Annotated in this window: 14 protein-coding genes; 3 read left to right on the forward strand and 11 right to left on the reverse strand. The window is 52.1% G+C overall.

Annotated features, from left to right (window positions below; all coding sequences use genetic code 11):
• Positions 1-64 precede the first annotated feature (64 nt).
• The 7 genes from taeA to hemE form a co-directional block, all read right to left on the reverse strand.
• Complete coding sequence (taeA, locus tag M4D81_RS10990; RefSeq protein WP_260066223.1) at positions 65-2,011, reverse strand: ABC-F type ribosomal protection protein TaeA; 1,947 nt, start codon at positions 2,009-2,011, stop codon at positions 65-67.
• Positions 2,012-2,077: 66 nt separating this feature from the next.
• Entirely contained in the window at positions 2,078-2,884 is an 807-nt protein-coding gene (locus tag M4D81_RS10995) for a DUF92 domain-containing protein (protein WP_260066225.1), read from the reverse strand.
• 36 nt (positions 2,885-2,920) lie between these two features.
• Positions 2,921-3,544 carry a fumarylacetoacetate hydrolase family protein gene (locus tag M4D81_RS11000; RefSeq protein ID WP_260066227.1) on the reverse strand — a complete coding sequence of 208 codons (624 nt, stop codon included), beginning with the start codon at positions 3,542-3,544 and terminating at the stop codon, positions 2,921-2,923.
• 4 nt (positions 3,545-3,548) lie between these two features.
• Positions 3,549-4,322, reverse strand: a complete 774-nt coding sequence (locus M4D81_RS11005) for a glycerophosphodiester phosphodiesterase (protein WP_260066228.1) — start codon at positions 4,320-4,322, stop codon at positions 3,549-3,551.
• Positions 4,323-4,355: 33 nt separating this feature from the next.
• A complete protein-coding gene (locus M4D81_RS11010; RefSeq protein ID WP_260066229.1) occupies positions 4,356-5,681 on the reverse strand; it encodes a CapA family protein in 1,326 nt (441 codons plus the stop codon).
• Between the two features lie 142 nt (positions 5,682-5,823).
• Complete coding sequence (hemH, locus tag M4D81_RS11015) at positions 5,824-6,765, reverse strand: ferrochelatase (protein WP_260066231.1); 942 nt, start codon at positions 6,763-6,765, stop codon at positions 5,824-5,826.
• Between the two features lie 35 nt (positions 6,766-6,800).
• Complete coding sequence (hemE, locus tag M4D81_RS11020; protein WP_071223124.1) at positions 6,801-7,859, reverse strand: uroporphyrinogen decarboxylase; 1,059 nt, start codon at positions 7,857-7,859, stop codon at positions 6,801-6,803.
• Between the two features lie 237 nt (positions 7,860-8,096).
• Between hemE and M4D81_RS11025 the strand changes: the two genes are divergently transcribed.
• Positions 8,097-9,308 (forward strand): MFS transporter, encoded by a 1,212-nt coding sequence (locus M4D81_RS11025; protein ID WP_098748046.1) that lies wholly within the window; start codon positions 8,097-8,099, stop codon positions 9,306-9,308.
• A gap of 111 nt (positions 9,309-9,419) precedes the next feature.
• On the opposite strand, the gene M4D81_RS11030 is transcribed toward M4D81_RS11025, so the two are convergent.
• Complete coding sequence (locus tag M4D81_RS11030; protein WP_260066235.1) at positions 9,420-10,052, reverse strand: O-methyltransferase; 633 nt, start codon at positions 10,050-10,052, stop codon at positions 9,420-9,422.
• 163 nt (positions 10,053-10,215) lie between these two features.
• Here M4D81_RS11030 and M4D81_RS11035 point away from each other — a divergent pair, with 163 nt between their 5' ends.
• Both M4D81_RS11035 and M4D81_RS11040 read left to right on the forward strand, forming a co-directional pair.
• On the forward strand, positions 10,216-11,364 hold the full coding sequence (locus M4D81_RS11035; RefSeq protein ID WP_071223127.1) for a THUMP domain-containing class I SAM-dependent RNA methyltransferase: 1,149 nt from the start codon (positions 10,216-10,218) through the stop codon (positions 11,362-11,364).
• 121 nt (positions 11,365-11,485) lie between these two features.
• Complete coding sequence (locus M4D81_RS11040; protein WP_260066237.1) at positions 11,486-13,471, forward strand: LTA synthase family protein; 1,986 nt, start codon at positions 11,486-11,488, stop codon at positions 13,469-13,471.
• A gap of 190 nt (positions 13,472-13,661) precedes the next feature.
• Here M4D81_RS11040 and M4D81_RS11045 read toward each other — a convergent pair whose 3' ends face one another.
• From M4D81_RS11045 to M4D81_RS11055, 3 genes are read right to left on the reverse strand one after another with little or no spacing between them, the layout of a single operon-like run.
• Positions 13,662-15,122, reverse strand: a complete 1,461-nt coding sequence (locus tag M4D81_RS11045) for a serine hydrolase domain-containing protein (RefSeq protein ID WP_260066238.1) — start codon at positions 15,120-15,122, stop codon at positions 13,662-13,664.
• Complete coding sequence (locus M4D81_RS11050) at positions 15,119-15,682, reverse strand: DUF1129 domain-containing protein (RefSeq protein WP_260066239.1); 564 nt, start codon at positions 15,680-15,682, stop codon at positions 15,119-15,121. Before M4D81_RS11050 ends, M4D81_RS11045 begins: the two co-directional genes overlap by 4 nt.
• Positions 15,679-16,041 (reverse strand): PadR family transcriptional regulator, encoded by a 363-nt coding sequence (locus M4D81_RS11055; protein ID WP_074961966.1) that lies wholly within the window; start codon positions 16,039-16,041, stop codon positions 15,679-15,681. Before M4D81_RS11055 ends, M4D81_RS11050 begins: the two co-directional genes overlap by 4 nt.
• Positions 16,042-16,109: the final 68 nt, after the last annotated feature.

Genomic DNA, 16,109 nt, shown 5'->3' on the forward strand with positions numbered 1-16,109 from the left:
AAGGGGCGTCCCGCCAAGGCATTATGCCTGGGGACGCCCCTTTATTTATGGATCGCGTGAATCCTTACGATTTCTTGCTCTGTTCAATCTTCTCCGCGAGCTCGTTCAGATAGGTCCAGCGTTCCATCAGATGCTCCAGTTCACGCTCCGTTTCCTCCTGAGCCTTCATCAGCTCCTGAAGCCTGGCTGCGTCGCTGCCGGCGGTCTCCATCTCGGATTGAATCGAAACGAGCTTGCTCTCGGTATCCTCGATGAGCCCGTCAATCTGCTCAAACTCCCGTTGTTCTTTGTAACTGAATTTCAAGCGCTCACGCGGCGCTTCTTTAGCTGAATCGCTGTCCGTGCCATCGCTGCTCCCCGAAGCAGATTTGGCTATGGATGCTTCCGCCTTGCTCCCGGCAGCTTCACCGCCGTGACGCTGCATCCATTCCGCATATTCGCTGTAAGAGCCCACATGGACACGAATCTGACCGTCGCCCTCAAAGGCCATAATCTTGTCCACGGTTCGATCCAGGAAAAAGCGATCATGGGATACCACGATACAGACGCCCGGGAACTCATCCAAATACTGCTCCAGGACGGACAATGTCTGGATATCCAAATCATTGGTCGGTTCATCAAGCAGCAGCACATTCGGTGCGCTCATCAGCACCCGCAGCAGATACAAGCGGCGCTTCTCGCCTCCGGACAGCTTCGCAATCGGCGTCCACTGCAGCGCGGGCGGGAACAGAAAGCGTTCCAGCATCTGGGCTGCGGTAATCGCCGAACCGTCCGCCGTGCGGACAACCTCGGCCTCATCCTTGATATACTCAATCACGCGCTGACTGCCGTCCATCTCCTGATGCTCCTGCGTGAAATAACCGAGCTTGACCGTCGGTCCGAGCACGACTTCCCCGCCACCCGGCTGAATCCGCCCGGCAATCAGATTGAGCAGTGTGGATTTGCCGCTGCCATTCGGGCCTACGATACCTATCCGATCCTCGGGAACGGCGATATAGGAAAGGTCCTGAATTAACGTTTTGTCGTCGATCTTCATCCGGAGACCTTCAATCTCCAGAATTTTGCGTCCCAAGCGGGTGGAAGCGACCGAAACGTCCAGTTCACCGGAGCTGTGTACCATCTCCTGATCCTTGAGTTTCTCGAAACGTTCAATCCTCGCCTTCTGCTTGGTCGTGCGGGCCTTGGCCCCTCTGCGGATCCAGGCAAGCTCGCTCCGCAGCAAATTTTGGCGCTTTTGCTCGGAAGCGGCTTCACGCTCCTCGCGTTCTGCCTTCAGCTCCAGAAAACGGCTGTAATTCGCCTCATATCGAAACAGCCGTCCGTGATCCAGCTCCAGCATAACATTGGCCACCCGGTCCAGAAAATACCGGTCATGCGTAATCATGAGCAGCGCGCCGCGGCGCTTCTGCAAATACTGCTCCAGCCAGGCAACGGATTCATTGTCAATGTGGTTGGTCGGCTCGTCCAAAATAAGCAAGTCGGAAGGCTGAATCAAGGCGGCGGCTAATGCCACCCGCTTACGCTGGCCGCCCGACAGCGTCCCCATCTTCGCTTCATAATTCCGAATCCCCAGCTTGGACAGGATGGTTTTCGCATCGCTTTCAAGCTGCCATGCCTGCAGCGTATCCAGCGTCTGATTGAGCTTCAGCAGTTTCTGCTGGAGCTCCTCATGACTTGGATGCAGCTCCAGCAGTTCCATCGTTTCAGTGTATTCCCGCACGGCCTTCATCTCCGGAAGATCGCCCTCAAACACCTGCTGCAGGACGGTTTTGTCCGGATCAAACTCCGGATTCTGCGCGAGGTAACGAACCCGGATGCGATTGCCCATCGATATTTTACCGGAGTCGGGCGGTTCGAGCCCCGCGATGACCCGCAGAAATGTGGATTTCCCCGTGCCATTCACGCCGATAATGCCGATTTTATCCTGATCCTCCATTCCGAAGGATGCATCTTGAAACAGAATTTTGTCTCCATAGCTTTTTGTTACCTGTTCGACGGTCAAAATATTCATTGTTATGATCCCTACTTACATCTATAGATTTCGTTGATCGTTTGTTTCATCGGTAAGATGGATACATTATAACGCAATCAGCACGGCAATCCCATAAGCTGCCGCTCCGCCGAGAAGCGAACTGACCAGATTGACTGCATCGTTGGACATCCACGCAGCGCCGCGCGTACGCACGGTATCTTCACCACAATGATGCGACACTTCCACCGATTTGCCGCACACACGGCAGCGATACATCACTTGTAATGTCGCTCCGAGGTACGAATCGGCAAAGGCTCCAACCAGTCCGCCGGCGAGGGCTGCCAGAACATACGGCAACAGCTCTGCATCCATGCCGCTCCATCCGGCAAGCAGCCATCCGCCTGCCCCAATCAGTAAACTCCCTGCCGCTGCTGCCGTGGAGCCGACCCAGGACACGCCGCCGGATTCCCCGGCGGTCAGCACCTTGCCGTTCAGCACGGAACGCGGGGGCTTCCGGCTAAGGCTGCCTAACTCCGTGGCCCAGGTATCCGCCGTTACCGTAGCCATAACGCCTATAAACAGGAATACCCACAGATCGGACGGAATCCATACGTTTAACAGACACAGCACCATGCCGATGCCGCCATTGGCGAAGACCTGGCCCGCATCCCGACGCCCTGTCTTGGCATAGGATTTCTCGAGGTCTGCCTTCCGCTGCTTCCCGTACCGGGATAACAGTGTGGATGTAATGAAAAAAAGAAGCAGGGTTCCGAACCAAAACACGTTCCCTGCTCCGTAATATATGGTACCCATCAGAATAGCGGCTGCGGCTCCGGATTCCGATAGTGATCGTTTCCTGTACGCGGCTCCTGCCACGATTAGGGCACCTGCCGCTCCGATCAGCCAATCCATCTGTGACCCCTCCCATGTGTTAAAGCATATATCCGTTTACCCGATTTCGCAGCGGCCCAGACGGACATCTCCCCAGAACAATTCGAACACGTCGCCGGATTCCGTCGGTCCTACGCCAGCCGGCGTACCCGTGAAGATTAAATCACCTTGGCCAAGGCCATAATGCTCGCCGATGTAATCGATAATACGCTGAAGGGAGAAGATCATATCCTTCACATTCCCGCGCTGTACTTCTTCGCCGTTCTGCCTTACGGTAAAATCGATATCCGCCAGCTTCGCGGTCCCGGGAAACGCAATGGATGGCGTAAGCGGTGCGGAAGATTTAAACGCTTTTGCGGCCGTCCAAGGATGTCCCTTCTCTTTAATGACCGACTGTACGTCACGCAGCGTGAAGTCGATGCCAAGGGCCATCGTTTTTACAAGCTCGTCAACGGTCTTGCCTGGCGCGTAATCCTCCGCGAGCTGTATAACTAGCTCGCCTTCAAAATGAAGACTGCCGCGGTCCATCGGCAGCTTCAGCACGCTGCCATCCAATGGAACGACGGCATGCGAGGGTTTAAGGAAAATCATCGGCTCTTCCGGCACGGCATTGCCAAGCTCCGCCGCATGCAATTGATAATTACGACCTACACAATAAACGTTATTCACTAGGGCACACATAACATTAAAACCTCCATTTTCTTCGCCAGAATGGAACTTTGGGTGCAATTTTATGGATAAAAATCTGCCCCCATGTATCGGGGCGGTTCGTACAGATCATGATGGCGGGATTCATTCGGGCGAGCGATCTCATACTCTTCGCATCATCCACCGTCCAGGCCATGGGCGTAATGCCGTTCTTCACCAGATCGGAAGCAAAGGCCGCATCCAGATGGGAATAGCCGATCGATAAAAAGGAACATTTCATTTGCTTCAAACGCGCCAGCAAATTGCGGGGATGCGCATCGATAATAAGTCCGGTTTTTACGTCAGGTTCCAATTCCTTGGCCTTCATCAAGGCTTTCGGCTCAAAAGAAGTTAGCACCACGTCCGGCAGCATCCGGTGGGCATGAATCCGCTCCAGAACGGCTTCTTCCAGGCCGGGATACATGTCTCCGCTCGTTTTAAGTTCGATATTAAGTTTCAATCGTCCTTTGACAAGCTGCAGGACTTCATCCAGTGAAGGAACCTGCTCTCCCCTGAATTGGCGTCCCTTCCATTCTCCGGCGTCCATCCTCCGGATTTGCTGCCAGGTCAGATCCTTCACCTTGCCTTTTCCGGTCGTGGTCCGGTCCACGCTATAGTCATGTATCACGACAGGGACCCCGTCCTGAGTCAATTGCACATCAATTTCCATCCAATGCACGAAGGGCTCATCCATCGCCATCTGAATGGCTGCGCGCGTATTTTCAGGTGCTTTACCGGAGAACCCCCGGTGAGCCACACATAAATTGTTCATGGTGGGACCTCCTTGATGTAAGGATTTAAAGAATTATTCCACTGCCTTGCCAGCGATAACTTTACCATCGAGCGCTATTTTGACGCCGCCGACAGATCGCCTCTCCACCTCTTTCAGCAAAGCCTTAGCTTCTTTGCCTTCGAGAGGAATGACCTGTCCGATCTCCGTACGGTAAGGCGTCAGCTTCAAGTCACAGTCTCCTTGCTTACTGCATGATGCCTGGAATACGGCTGTTTTCCACGTATCCTCATTCGACGATTTGGTAAATATGAAATTACCGGTACTGTAAGCAATCCACTTGCCCTTGTACTGCTCCAATCCCTGCAGCACATGGGGATGCCCGCCGATAATCAGGTCGGCTCCACCGTCAATAAACGCACGTGACAGATTAATCTGGTGAACATTCGGCGTTTTATGAAGCTCCTCTCCCCAATGGGCAACCACGACCACCAGATCGGCCTTGGAACGCGCCGCGTTGATCGCTTCAACCGCCTTGGGCAGCACATGGTCATATGCCCCGGCCACCCCCGGCCTGTTCTCCAGCGCGTACCAGGTCGTCTCCGGAAGCACACGGCTGAATCCAAGCAAGGCAACCGTCATGCCCTGAAGCTCGAAATACTGGGCCGCGAAGGCCTCCTTCTCATTCCGTCCTGCGCCTACATAACGGATATCATGATCCTTTAAATGCTTCAAGGTATCCAGAAGTCCTTCTTGTCCTTGATCTAGGATATGATTGTTAGCCAGATTAACGGCCTCTACCCCGGCATCTCGCAGAGCCGGCAATACGTCCGGTGAGGACTTGAATACAAATTTCTTATTGGCGGCGCCAACGCCTCCGGTCGTAACCGGCGTTTCCAGGTTAAGTACGGTCAGATCATCCTCATGGAATGCAGTACCCAGATGCTTGTATGGATAATCGTACCCGTGATTCTTCAGCGCATCCTCCACTTTGCCCGAGAACAAGGTATCCCCGGCAAAATGCATGACCACCCGCTTTGCAAGAGCGGAATCGGCAGGATCATCTGCTGCGCTGCCTTCAGGCTCGGTCATATCGGAATCTGGGGGCTCGCCGGTCTCCATCGTCTCCGTCGTCCTCGGAGGCATCGAATCCGTCCCCTCGCTGTCAGCTGGTTGTCCGGAACCCGGGTTACCCGCCTGCTCCCCTTCCATGCCAAACTCCGGCATACCGGGCGGATAAGCCGTTTGCTGAACAGGATCTTCCTTAAATTTAAAATGATAGACAAGCAAAGCAGCGATCATAAAAATCAGACATAAGTTAAGTATGATCCAAACCTGACCGGTTCGCTGCTTACGGGCCTTTTTCTCGGCCTTGCTTTTCTCTGATCGTGACAGATGCATAGGTCACTCCTTTATTCACTGATAAGCTCGCGTAATAAGTCGCTCCCCCCATTATACCAGCTTCCCTATAAAGAATAGAACCCCCCGTCACCGGGGAGTTCCATATCTAAGCATTCTATTCGAATTTCCGGTAATAACGGATTTACAGACCGATCAAGGTGATCACGGAATCGCTGAGCGCTTCCATGTATAGCGGATCGCTGTTCAAGGAGTCGATGCGCTCAAGCCGCATATCCATTTCCTTGGCAATGCTTTTGGCTTCAATATCCAGATCGTACAGAACCTCAAGATGATCCGAGACAAAACCGACCGGCGCAACCAGCACATCCTCGACCTGCTCTTCTTTATTCAGCGTTTGCAGCGTATCAAGTATGTCCGGACCGAGCCAAGGCTCCGCCGTCCGGCCAGCGCTTTGCCATGTGAACTGCCACTGCTTGACGCCTGCCTGTTCGGCTACGGCTTTGGATGTCTCAAGAAGCTGATCCTGATAAGGATCTCCGATGGACAAGATGCGTTCCGGGAGGCTGTGAGCACTAAACAGCACTCTCACGCTGTCACGGTCAGCCCCTGCTTCCTCGAACTGGTTCAGCTTGGCGGACACCCGGTCCGCAAAGGCCTCGATCAGTTTCGGATGTTTGTGATAGCTTTCCACAAACGAGATCTGAAGTCCCAACTCATCCGCTTTGGCTTGAGCGCGCTTCACGTAGGATCCGATGCTCATCGTGGAGTAATGAGGAGCCAGCACAATGCCGACCGCTTCCTTAATGCCGTCCCGCACCATTTGCTCAACACCATCTTCAATGTATGGGGCAGCGTGCTTCAGTCCCTGATAGCATACAAACTCAAGATCGATCGCGCGAGGATCCGCATTCAATGTATCCTGCAGCGTGCGTACCTGTCGGTCCGTATTCTCCCGGAGTGGAAACACACCTCCCACAATCGCCTCATAGCGGTCAGTAAGCTCCTTAAGCTGCTCCTCCGACGGCTTATTCCCGCGACGGATATGGGTATAATAACTCTCGATTCCTTCCATGCTCTCCGGTGTGCCGTAGGACATAACCAACACGCCAATCTTGTTCTTCATACCATCTCACCTCTGACTAATAAAATATTCAACATTTAAGAGCGTTGTGCACCTGCCTGCAGTGCCTGAGCGGAGTATTCGTGAATATACGATGTCAACTCACGAAGTTTCTCCAGCGAAGCCTCCGGGAATAAACCGTGCCCTAGATTAAACACAAAGCCAGGCTCCTGAATCCCCTGATCGATAATCTCCTTCGCATACTGCTGGATGACCGGCATCGGTCCGGTCAGTATGGTCGGGTCCAGATTGCCCTGAACAGCATACTTATGCTCTAAACGGCGGCGTCCTTCTGCAATGGACACTCTCCAATCGAGACCGATGACATCCGTTCTCAGATCGGTAAGCGTAGGCAGCAGCTCACCTGAGCTCACGCCTGGAAAATAAATTTTCGGAACACTCAGGTCCTGAAGCTCTGCAAAAATACGCTTAATGGTTGGAAGGACATACGTTTGGAAATCCTGTGGAGACAAAGCCCCCACCCAGCTGTCAAACAATTGAAACGCTTTCCCGCCGTTAGCGACGTGGGCGCGCAGATAAGCGATCACCATATCCCCGAGCTTGTCCATCAGCGAGAACCATACCTTCGGCTCACTGTACATGAGCTCTTTCGTGCGAAGATAATTTTTGGATGGTCTGCCTTCGATGAGATAGCTGGCAATCGTGAATGGAGCGCCCGCAAACGTGATTAGCGGCACTTCCAGCTCCTTATCCAGGATCCGGATGGTCTCCAACACATGTCCAAGATCCCCCTCGACATCGATCGGGCGCAGTTTCTCTACATCCGCCGCAGATCGGATCGGATTATCAATCACCGGGCCGATATTTTTCACAATATCGAAGTCTACCCCGATCGAGGCAACGGGATTCATAATATCGGAATATAAAATAGCCGCGTCCACACCAAGCTTCCGTACGGGCATCAAGGTTACCTCTGCCGCCAGCTCCGGTTGACTGCATATTTCCAGTAAGGAGTACTTTTCTTTAATCTTTCGGTACTCCGGGTCGTAGCGTCCCGCTTGACGCATGTACCATACAGGAACGTGGTTCACTTCCTGCTTGCGGCAAGCGCGAATGAATTGATCGTTATAGGTCATGATTAGGCCCCCATCAATGTGTATAAAGTTTCCTAAATTTCATTATGCCCTTTTTAAAAGTAAGTAACAACCGTCTTACATGGACATCCTATGAAAATCGCATGACAATCTTATGACATTGTTAGCATTTGGCACTTTTTAAATATGTTATACTGGAAGAACGGCATTTTTAGGGTAGTTCCACAATTCGCCCGGTTATTTCGGGCTCGACAGCTTAGAAAGGAAGTGAAGGGCACATTGACCAATTGGAAAATCAATCTCATTGTGCTTTGGTTCGGACAGTTTTTGGTCAACTCCGGGATGACCATGATCACCCCGTTCCTGACGTTATATCTGGCGCAAGACCTGAATGTCGTGGGAGATCGGGAAATAGGACTATGGGCAGGATTAATATTCGCTGCCAACTTCCTGACATCATTCATTTTTCAACCGATCTGGGGAAAGGTCGCAGACAAATACGGACGCAAAATCATGCTGCTGCGCTCCGGCTTCGGCATGGCGCTGGTCATTGCGTGCATGGGCTTTGCTACCCATCCATGGCATCTGCTGGTTCTGCGTCTGCTGAACGGTACCATATCGGGATTTAACCCTGCGGCGATATCGCTCGTATCGGGTACAACGCCCAAGAATCGAATGGGATTTGCGATGGGTATCATGCAGTCCGGACAAGTTGCAGGCACGATTCTCGGTCCGTTGATCGGCGGACTCATGGCAAGCTGGGTCGGATTCCGGCCAATCTTCTATATCACGGGCGGATTGATTTTTGCCGCTTCGATGCTTGCCTTGTTCCTCGTCAAGGAGAATTTCAACCGCGAGCAGGCGGCCAAGGCGCCGCAGCCTTCGGTTATCGCCGGGCTCAAGGAGCTGAGCCACATTCCGCAGCTGCCGGCGTTATTCGCCGTCACGTTCCTGCTGCAATTCGCCATGATCAGTCCCATGGCGCTGCTTCCGCTGTACGTTCAGAAGCTTCATGGAACCGCGGTGGATATTGCGATATGGGCCGGGTTCGTTGTGGCGGTAACGGGGCTGTCGAACATGATCGCTTCCCCGATTCTCGGCAAGCTCAGCGACAAGGTCGGCGCGCACCGCATCTTGACCTACGCCTTGATCGGTACGGGACTTACGCTGATCCCGCAAGCTTTTGTTCAATCGGTATGGCAGTTGATTATCGTACGGTTCATGATGGGCGTCTTCATGGGCGGGCTGCTGCCAAGCGTCAACGCGCTGATTCGCTCTTACACGCCGGACGGCATGGAAAGCCGCTCCTTCGGCTTCAATACAAGCTCGCTAGCGCTTGGCAACATGCTGGGGGCGGTGATCGGCGGATTCTTATCCGGCTTCATCGGCATCGAAGGATTGTTTATTACTTCCGGCTGTCTGTTGATCATCAATATGATGTGGGTGAGAAGAAAGCTGTTCTCGCAAAAGCCTTCGCCCAAATATCGTTGATCCCCTGGAGTCTGTCATCTACAGCTAGTTTGTCTCCCAATCCAAACAACGAGGGGCTGTCCCGTGGTCTGCATCGACCCGAGGACAGCCCCTTGTTTATTATCGGTAAGATCACTTAACGCGTGCAAGGATCATCCCGTCATAAGCAGGCAGCAGCGTGCTGACCAGCCTCTTGTCCGTCGCAATGACTTCATTAAACCGGCGTACCGCTTGAACCGAAGGACCGTTCTTGTCCGAATTCAGCGTTCTGCCGCGCAAGAAACAGTTATCCCCGGCAATAAGGGCACCCGGATTCGCTAGCTCCAAAGCATAATCCAAGTATAGGGGATAGTTCTCCTTATCCGCATCAATAAAGAAAAAATCGAAGGTTCGTCCTTCCTGCTTCAACGCTGCCAAACTGTCCGCAGCCGGACCGATCCGGTACTCCACCCGATCCTTGAATCCGGCCTTCTCCAGATGCCTGCCTGCAAGCTGCGCGTATTCTTCCTTAAGCTCAAGGGAGGTGAGCTTGCCGTCCGCAGGAAGCCCTCGGCACAGACAGATCCCGCTATAGCCGCCAAGGGCGCCGATTTCGAGAATATTCCTGGCGCCGGCAGTCTGTACCAGCATGGTCAGCAATCGGCCATATGCCGGTGCCACCGACACCTCCGGCATCCCATGCTCGCGGATGGCCTCTATCACGAACTGAAGCTCTTCATCTTCAGGGTATAATTGGTTAACATAATCATCAGGGGTCGTAAGCAATGAAGCCGCCTCCTTTGTCTTAATTAAGAAACGTTGTTTCCCGTTAAACCTAACGAGAACTATCATATGATAATTGTCTTAGTCAATGCAATCGCCTATACTATATAGATTGAACCGGCGGCGACTATCGCCGTACACATGTTAAATGGAGTTGACATCGTTAATGCCTCGATTACAATTGATCGCGACGGCCCCGATGGGGCTGGAAGCCGTCGTTGCCCGCGAGTTGAAAGAGCTCGGGTACACCGACATGGAAGTAGAGAATGGTAGAGTTACCTTTTCAGGTGACCTGATTGATATTTGCCGCTGCAATCTGTGGCTCCGGACGTCCGACCGTATTCTCGTCAAGATGGGTGAGTTTAAAGCCTTTACCTTCGACGAGCTCTTTGAAGGAACCAAAGCTCTTCCATGGGAAGAGTGGATTCCTGCTGATGGCGAATTCCCTGTGGAAGGGCGTTCCCATAAATCGCAGCTTAGCAGCGTTCCCGCCTGTCAGGGCATCGTGAAAAAAGCAATCGTGGAGAAGCTGAAGCTCTCGCACCGTACGGAATGGTTCCCCGAGGACGGCCCCCGTTATGTAGTCGAGGTTTCTCTCTTGAAGGATCGAGCCATACTGACCCTTGATACCACAGGACCAGCCCTTCATAAACGCGGCTATCGCAAGCTGGTTACGGAAGCTCCGCTGAAGGAAACCATGGCTTCCGCTCTGCTGCAATTAAGCCGCTGGGGCCCTCATCGTCCGCTCTATGACCCGTGCTGCGGTTCGGGCACCATTCTGATCGAAGCCGCGATGATGGCCTGGAATATTGCTCCCGGCCTGCGCCGCTCGTTCCCGTCCGAGCATTGGGATATTATTGGGGACAACCTCTGGGAGGATGCGCGCGAGGAAGCTTTTGACGCTGTGAAGGACGATATTCCGCTGCATATTGCCGGAAGCGATATCGACCCGAAAGCGATCGAAGTAGCCAAGGCCGCCGCCAAAAGTGCGGGACTTGCCGGCGAAATCGACTTTAGGGTTCTCCCTGCAGCCAAAGCCATCCCTGAGGGCGAATTCGGCTGTATCATCACCAATCCGCCATATGGCGAGCGGTTAAGCGAGAAAGAGGAGGTTGAGCGTCTCATTCGCCAGCTCGGATCCGTAACGCATTCACTTCCGACCTGGTCCTTCTTCGCGCTCAGCCCGACCAAGCAGTTTGAGCATTACTTCGGCCGCAAGGCGGACAAGCGCCGCAAGCTGTTCAATGGCCGGATCGAATGTCAGTATTATCAATACCTGGGCCCCTTGCCGCCGCGTAACAAATCGGCGGAATAACGAAATGACGCTTCTTGCAAACGCCGCCCTTGGGCGGCTTTTTTTGCTCGGTCATCCGGGCCAAGCTATAATAAGAAGACTGTGATTAAAGGATGTTTTTCAAAAAAAGGAGGATACCCACGTGCTCTCATCCCCATCATGGAGCGATATCCGAAGCCGGGTCTCCAAAGGGCTGCATTACCGGTACACCGCATATTTATTATTCCTTATCCTCATGATGTACAAGCTGATCATGCTTGATCATCATCTCCATATTACCAACATGAAGCTGGATCAGGCAGACTATGTGATCGCTGTCGGTTCGCTCCTGCTGATCTCCTTCTGGACCTTGTGGCTTCCGCCAAGAGGCCGACTTGCAGCATTAACTTTATTAAATCTCTTATGGACAGGGATCCTGTACGCGGATTTGATCTATTACCGCTATTTCGATGATTTCATAACCGTGCCGGTCCTTATGCAGGCTGGACAAGTCGGTTCCCTCGGGGATAGCATACGTTCCCTGATACATGCGTACGATCTGTTCTTTTTTATCGATTGGCTTATTATTGTCCCGTTTACTGCCGTGATGGTATTCCGCAAACGGAGAATCACCTTGGAAACCTATGCACTCCCGGGTGAATATCGCCAGCATCGGCGGAACCGGATCATTCGCCGTGCGGTTACAGGCACGCTTGTGTTCATCCTGGGCATGATCATGACTTTCGTTCCGATCAAGAAAGCGTCCAATACATGGGCCGTAGGCCTCTTTGAAGGCAATTGGTGGAATATTACGCTGTATAATGTGACGGGACTGATCGGCTTTCACGGATATGATATCTACCGTTATGGACGAGATCATCTCGTGGGGCAGCCCAAGCTGGCAGAGGAAGAGGTCAACCAGGTCAAGGCATGGTTTGATGCCAAGCGTATGGAGCCGTCCGATACGGGCGCCTTGTTCGGCAAGTATAAAGGCAGCAATGTCATCATGATTCAGACGGAGGCCTTTATGAATTTTGTCATCGGCCAGTCGATCGAGGGTCAGGAAATTACCCCTAACTTCAACCGATTGATGAAGGACAGTATGTATTTCAGCAATTTCTATCATCAAACCGGTCAAGGGCGAACGTCCGATGCGGATTTTGTCACGCACAGCTCCTTGCTTCCGCTCCCCACAGGTTCCGTATTCACGCGATATGCTGACCGCGAGTACGATACCCTTCCGGAGATTCTGAAAGAACAGGGTTATGGAGCAAACGTATTCCATGCCTATGACAGCAGCTTCTGGAACCGTACCACGATGTACCGGGAAATGAATTACGACCGTTTTTACAGCAAGAAGGATTTTGAAATGAACGATGTGCAGGGATGGTCATTAAGCGACAAAGCGTTCTTCGCGCAATCACTGGATCATATGAAAGGCATCAAACAGCCCTTCTATTCCTTCCTCATTACGTTAACGAGCCATCATCCGTATTATGTCCCCAAGGATGCTGCGAAGCTGGATACAGGGGCTTTCGAAGGCTCGATATTCGGAAACTATCTGCAGTCGATCCACTATGTTGACGAAGCATTCGGCCAGTTCGTCGAGCAGATGAAACAGCAAGGGTTGTGGGATAACACCATATTGCTTATCTATGGGGATCACGACAATTCGATCAAGGAAAAAGCAGACTATGAGAAATTCCTGGGACGAGACCTGAATGCACTCGACATGGAGCAAATCATGAACCAGGTTCCCCTCCTCATCCGCCTGCCTGATGGAGGGCATGCCGGAGTTTACCCGGAGGCCGCCGGCATGATGAACGTGACACCAAGTATTCTTCATCTTCTCGGTGTATCGGGTGAGCCGTATTACTGGATCGGCAGCCATCTGTTTGATGATGAACCGCGTCTGATTCCGCTGCGCAGCGGCGCTTTTTCCGATGGGAAGGTGTTCTACCTGCCCACCGAGACGGCCGGGCTTGAAGGTGGAACCTGTTACGATCTGACAACGCGTCAGCCAACTGACATCCAGGCATGCCGTGACGGATATGATGAGACACAGGAGCAGCTGCGGATTTCCGATCAAGTGATCACGTATGACCTGCTGAAGCTATTTAAAGCACAGGGTGAAGCGAATACCCGATAACCGGGCCTAACGTTAGTAAATTTCAAATCTTATTTTAGCCTCTCATCGCTGTTGACTGAGGCAGCTAAACGAAACAAACCAGGCTGATCTCGCTCATCGGCCTGGTTTGTTTTTTGGGGCTAGGCAATGTCCGAACACACACCAAGCTGGATTTATGGGGGGACCATCTTTTTACTGATTGCATTTCATATCAAGCGCGCCGGGTAATCGACTCAAGATGTTCCCTACGGCTGACAAGCGTTCCGTACATCAGCACAAGCGCCATCAATGCCAGACTAGCTGCAATCCCCAGCGTCATATAGGCAATGTCCGGTGCAAAGAGTCGTATGGAATTCCAAGGGGAGCTTGTCAGCCGCGTGAAGAGCGGAATGATGCCAGCTGAAATCGCAAAGAGAACCAAGCTTAGCGGGAGCGTGAGATATAACTTCAAGCTGCGTTTCTGCATTCTTAGCAGCATCCATATCACGATAGCGAGCAGAATGATCAAAGTTACCGCCAATCCCCAAATCACCGGATGGATTCCAGCGGAAGGCGGCTTCGGGTCTTGTCCGTCTAATATCCCTCTCAAATCCTTGGAGACCTGAATCAATCTGGCTTCCTCCAGAATGTGGTCCTTGTTGGTTAAAATAACGGCCCCTACGCCCTGTTCAGGGACGAAGAAGATTTCCGCCCGTGCTTCCGGTGTTGATCCGGAGTGCCATACCAGCCTCTCGCCTTGTTCCGTCTCGCTTATTCTCCAGCCAAAACCATAAGCACGATCCGGTCGATGCTGAACTAAAGGCGACAGGAGCAGCTCCTTGTATTCCCGACTAAGCAACATGTCATTATCTTGGAGCAAAAATTGGAGATACCGCGCCATATCGTCGATACTCGCCGAGATATAACCATAAGAAGCACCGCTATTGTCATAGGGGACGCTGCTCACTCGCGGATAGCCGAACCACGATTGATACCCATGTTCAAATCCGGTTTGAACCGCCCGCTCCTCATCGGCTGCAGCCGTACTCATGCCCAGCGGGCCAAACACATGCTGCTCCATATAATCGGCATAGGATTGACCCGACACCTCCTCCAGAACAGCTCCCAGGATCATGTAATTGGCGTTGCTGTACTGATGTTGTTCCCCTGGTGGTCTGCTAAGCTTTGCGTTGGAGAGATTGCTCACAATCTTTTTCAGGGCAGAAGCATCCTTCGCACCCACATCGGAATACGCCAAGCCCGTATATGTACTATATCCGCTCGTCTGAGCCAGCAATTGCCTTATCGTTATTGAAGATACCTCAGAAGACGCTTCAGCTGCAAACCACGGCAAATAGGTCCCAACGGATTCATCCAATTCGACCTGGCCCGACTCCACAAGCTGGACAATCCCTAACGCCGTCATGGATTTGGAGAGAGATCCGAGTAAAAATGGAGTTTTGGAGCTGACCGTACTGCCCTCTGCTGTAACACCATAACTGTTCGTAAACACGATGTCCCCATCCTGCACGATGGCAGCGGAAAGACCCGGAATTTGATATTCCTCCATCGCCGCTTTCATGTAGAGGTCAACCTTATCAGCCATGAGTTCTTCTGCTTCAACAACATTCCCCCATGTCGGAAGCACGAAAGCCAGTACGGTTAATACGACATACGTCCACTTCTTTCTCACAATACGTTTCCTCCTTCTGTAAACGGGAGGAGATCTCTATGTTTTCTTCTTTTACCGAAGACATGGGCCAGAATTGTAACGAGCGCCGAAATCGAAAGGCTGAATACGATCAACATCATATTCCACCACGTCTGATCGGATATTCGGTACAGCAGATTGAAGCCGGTTATCTCATACCCCTTCACCCATGCCGTCGTTAATGCGAAGGAAAATAACAGCTGACATATGATATAGACCGCCGCAAAAACCAGCGAATATTTCAGAAAGCCCCATACGCGCAGCCGCCAGCTGCGCTGTCCCGGAGGTTCTTCAGGAACAGACTCGAGGTCCATGGCGTCTTGCACTCTAACCAAACCTTGCACCTCTGCATAATCCCTGACATACATAACGGGAGAGCCCAGATCTTCAAGACCATACTCCCCGTGCTCCCGGCTTGCCTCCAGATGTTCCCGGATCTGTTCGACAACGGCTTCCACCTGGTTTGACGTCATTTCGTACCGTATCAACTCGCGGCGAACGTCCGCGATAAATTGTTCTTCTTCATAGGATAATGTCATCATCTCTGGCTCTCCTGTTCCACGCCATCTGCCATTCGCTGTACATTCGATGAGAGCAATGATCGAATATCCTGCTGCAGCTCCTCCCACTCCTGGATTTTCTTATCCAGAAACAAATCTCCGCTTGGCGTTATTTCGTAATATACTCTGGCTTTGCCGCTCTCGCTAAGCTCCCTCGTATCCGTCACCCATCCCTGATCTTTCAGCTTGGACAGGATGGGATAGATGCTTCCTACTCCCTTCAATTTCAGTCGGTGTTTCTCCAACTCCTTCATAATCTCGTAACCATAACTCTTGCCATGACTCAGAATGGCCAATACGCACATCTCCAAATGCCCTTTTATTAAACTTGTTCTATCCATGACAACAATTTAACAGAATAATATATCGGAATCAAGTATATAATTCAAATGCGTATATAAATTAAAAA

The sequence above is a fragment of the Paenibacillus sp. p3-SID867 genome, assembly GCF_025142895.1.
Classification (GTDB): Bacteria; Bacillota; Bacilli; order Paenibacillales; family Paenibacillaceae; genus Paenibacillus_AQ.

Coding starts and splice junctions, on each gene's coding strand:
- hemH (WP_260066231.1), bottom strand. CDS start 6,765: ATGAAGAACAAGATTGGCGTGTTGGTTATGTCCTACGGCACACCGGAG.
- M4D81_RS11050 (WP_260066239.1), bottom strand. CDS start 15,682: ATGATGACATTATCCTATGAAGAAGAACAATTTATCGCGGACGTTCGC.
- hemE (WP_071223124.1), bottom strand. CDS start 7,859: ATGACCTATAACGATCAATTCATTCGCGCTTGCCGCAAGCAGGAAGTG.
- M4D81_RS11055 (WP_074961966.1), bottom strand. CDS start 16,041: ATGGATAGAACAAGTTTAATAAAAGGGCATTTGGAGATGTGCGTATTG.
- M4D81_RS11035 (WP_071223127.1), top strand. CDS start 10,216: ATGCCTCGATTACAATTGATCGCGACGGCCCCGATGGGGCTGGAAGCC.
- taeA (WP_260066223.1), bottom strand. CDS start 2,011: ATGAATATTTTGACCGTCGAACAGGTAACAAAAAGCTATGGAGACAAA.
- M4D81_RS11010 (WP_260066229.1), bottom strand. CDS start 5,681: ATGCATCTGTCACGATCAGAGAAAAGCAAGGCCGAGAAAAAGGCCCGT.
- M4D81_RS10995 (WP_260066225.1), bottom strand. CDS start 2,884: ATGGATTGGCTGATCGGAGCGGCAGGTGCCCTAATCGTGGCAGGAGCC.
- M4D81_RS11000 (WP_260066227.1), bottom strand. CDS start 3,544: ATGTGTGCCCTAGTGAATAACGTTTATTGTGTAGGTCGTAATTATCAA.
- M4D81_RS11005 (WP_260066228.1), bottom strand. CDS start 4,322: ATGAACAATTTATGTGTGGCTCACCGGGGGTTCTCCGGTAAAGCACCT.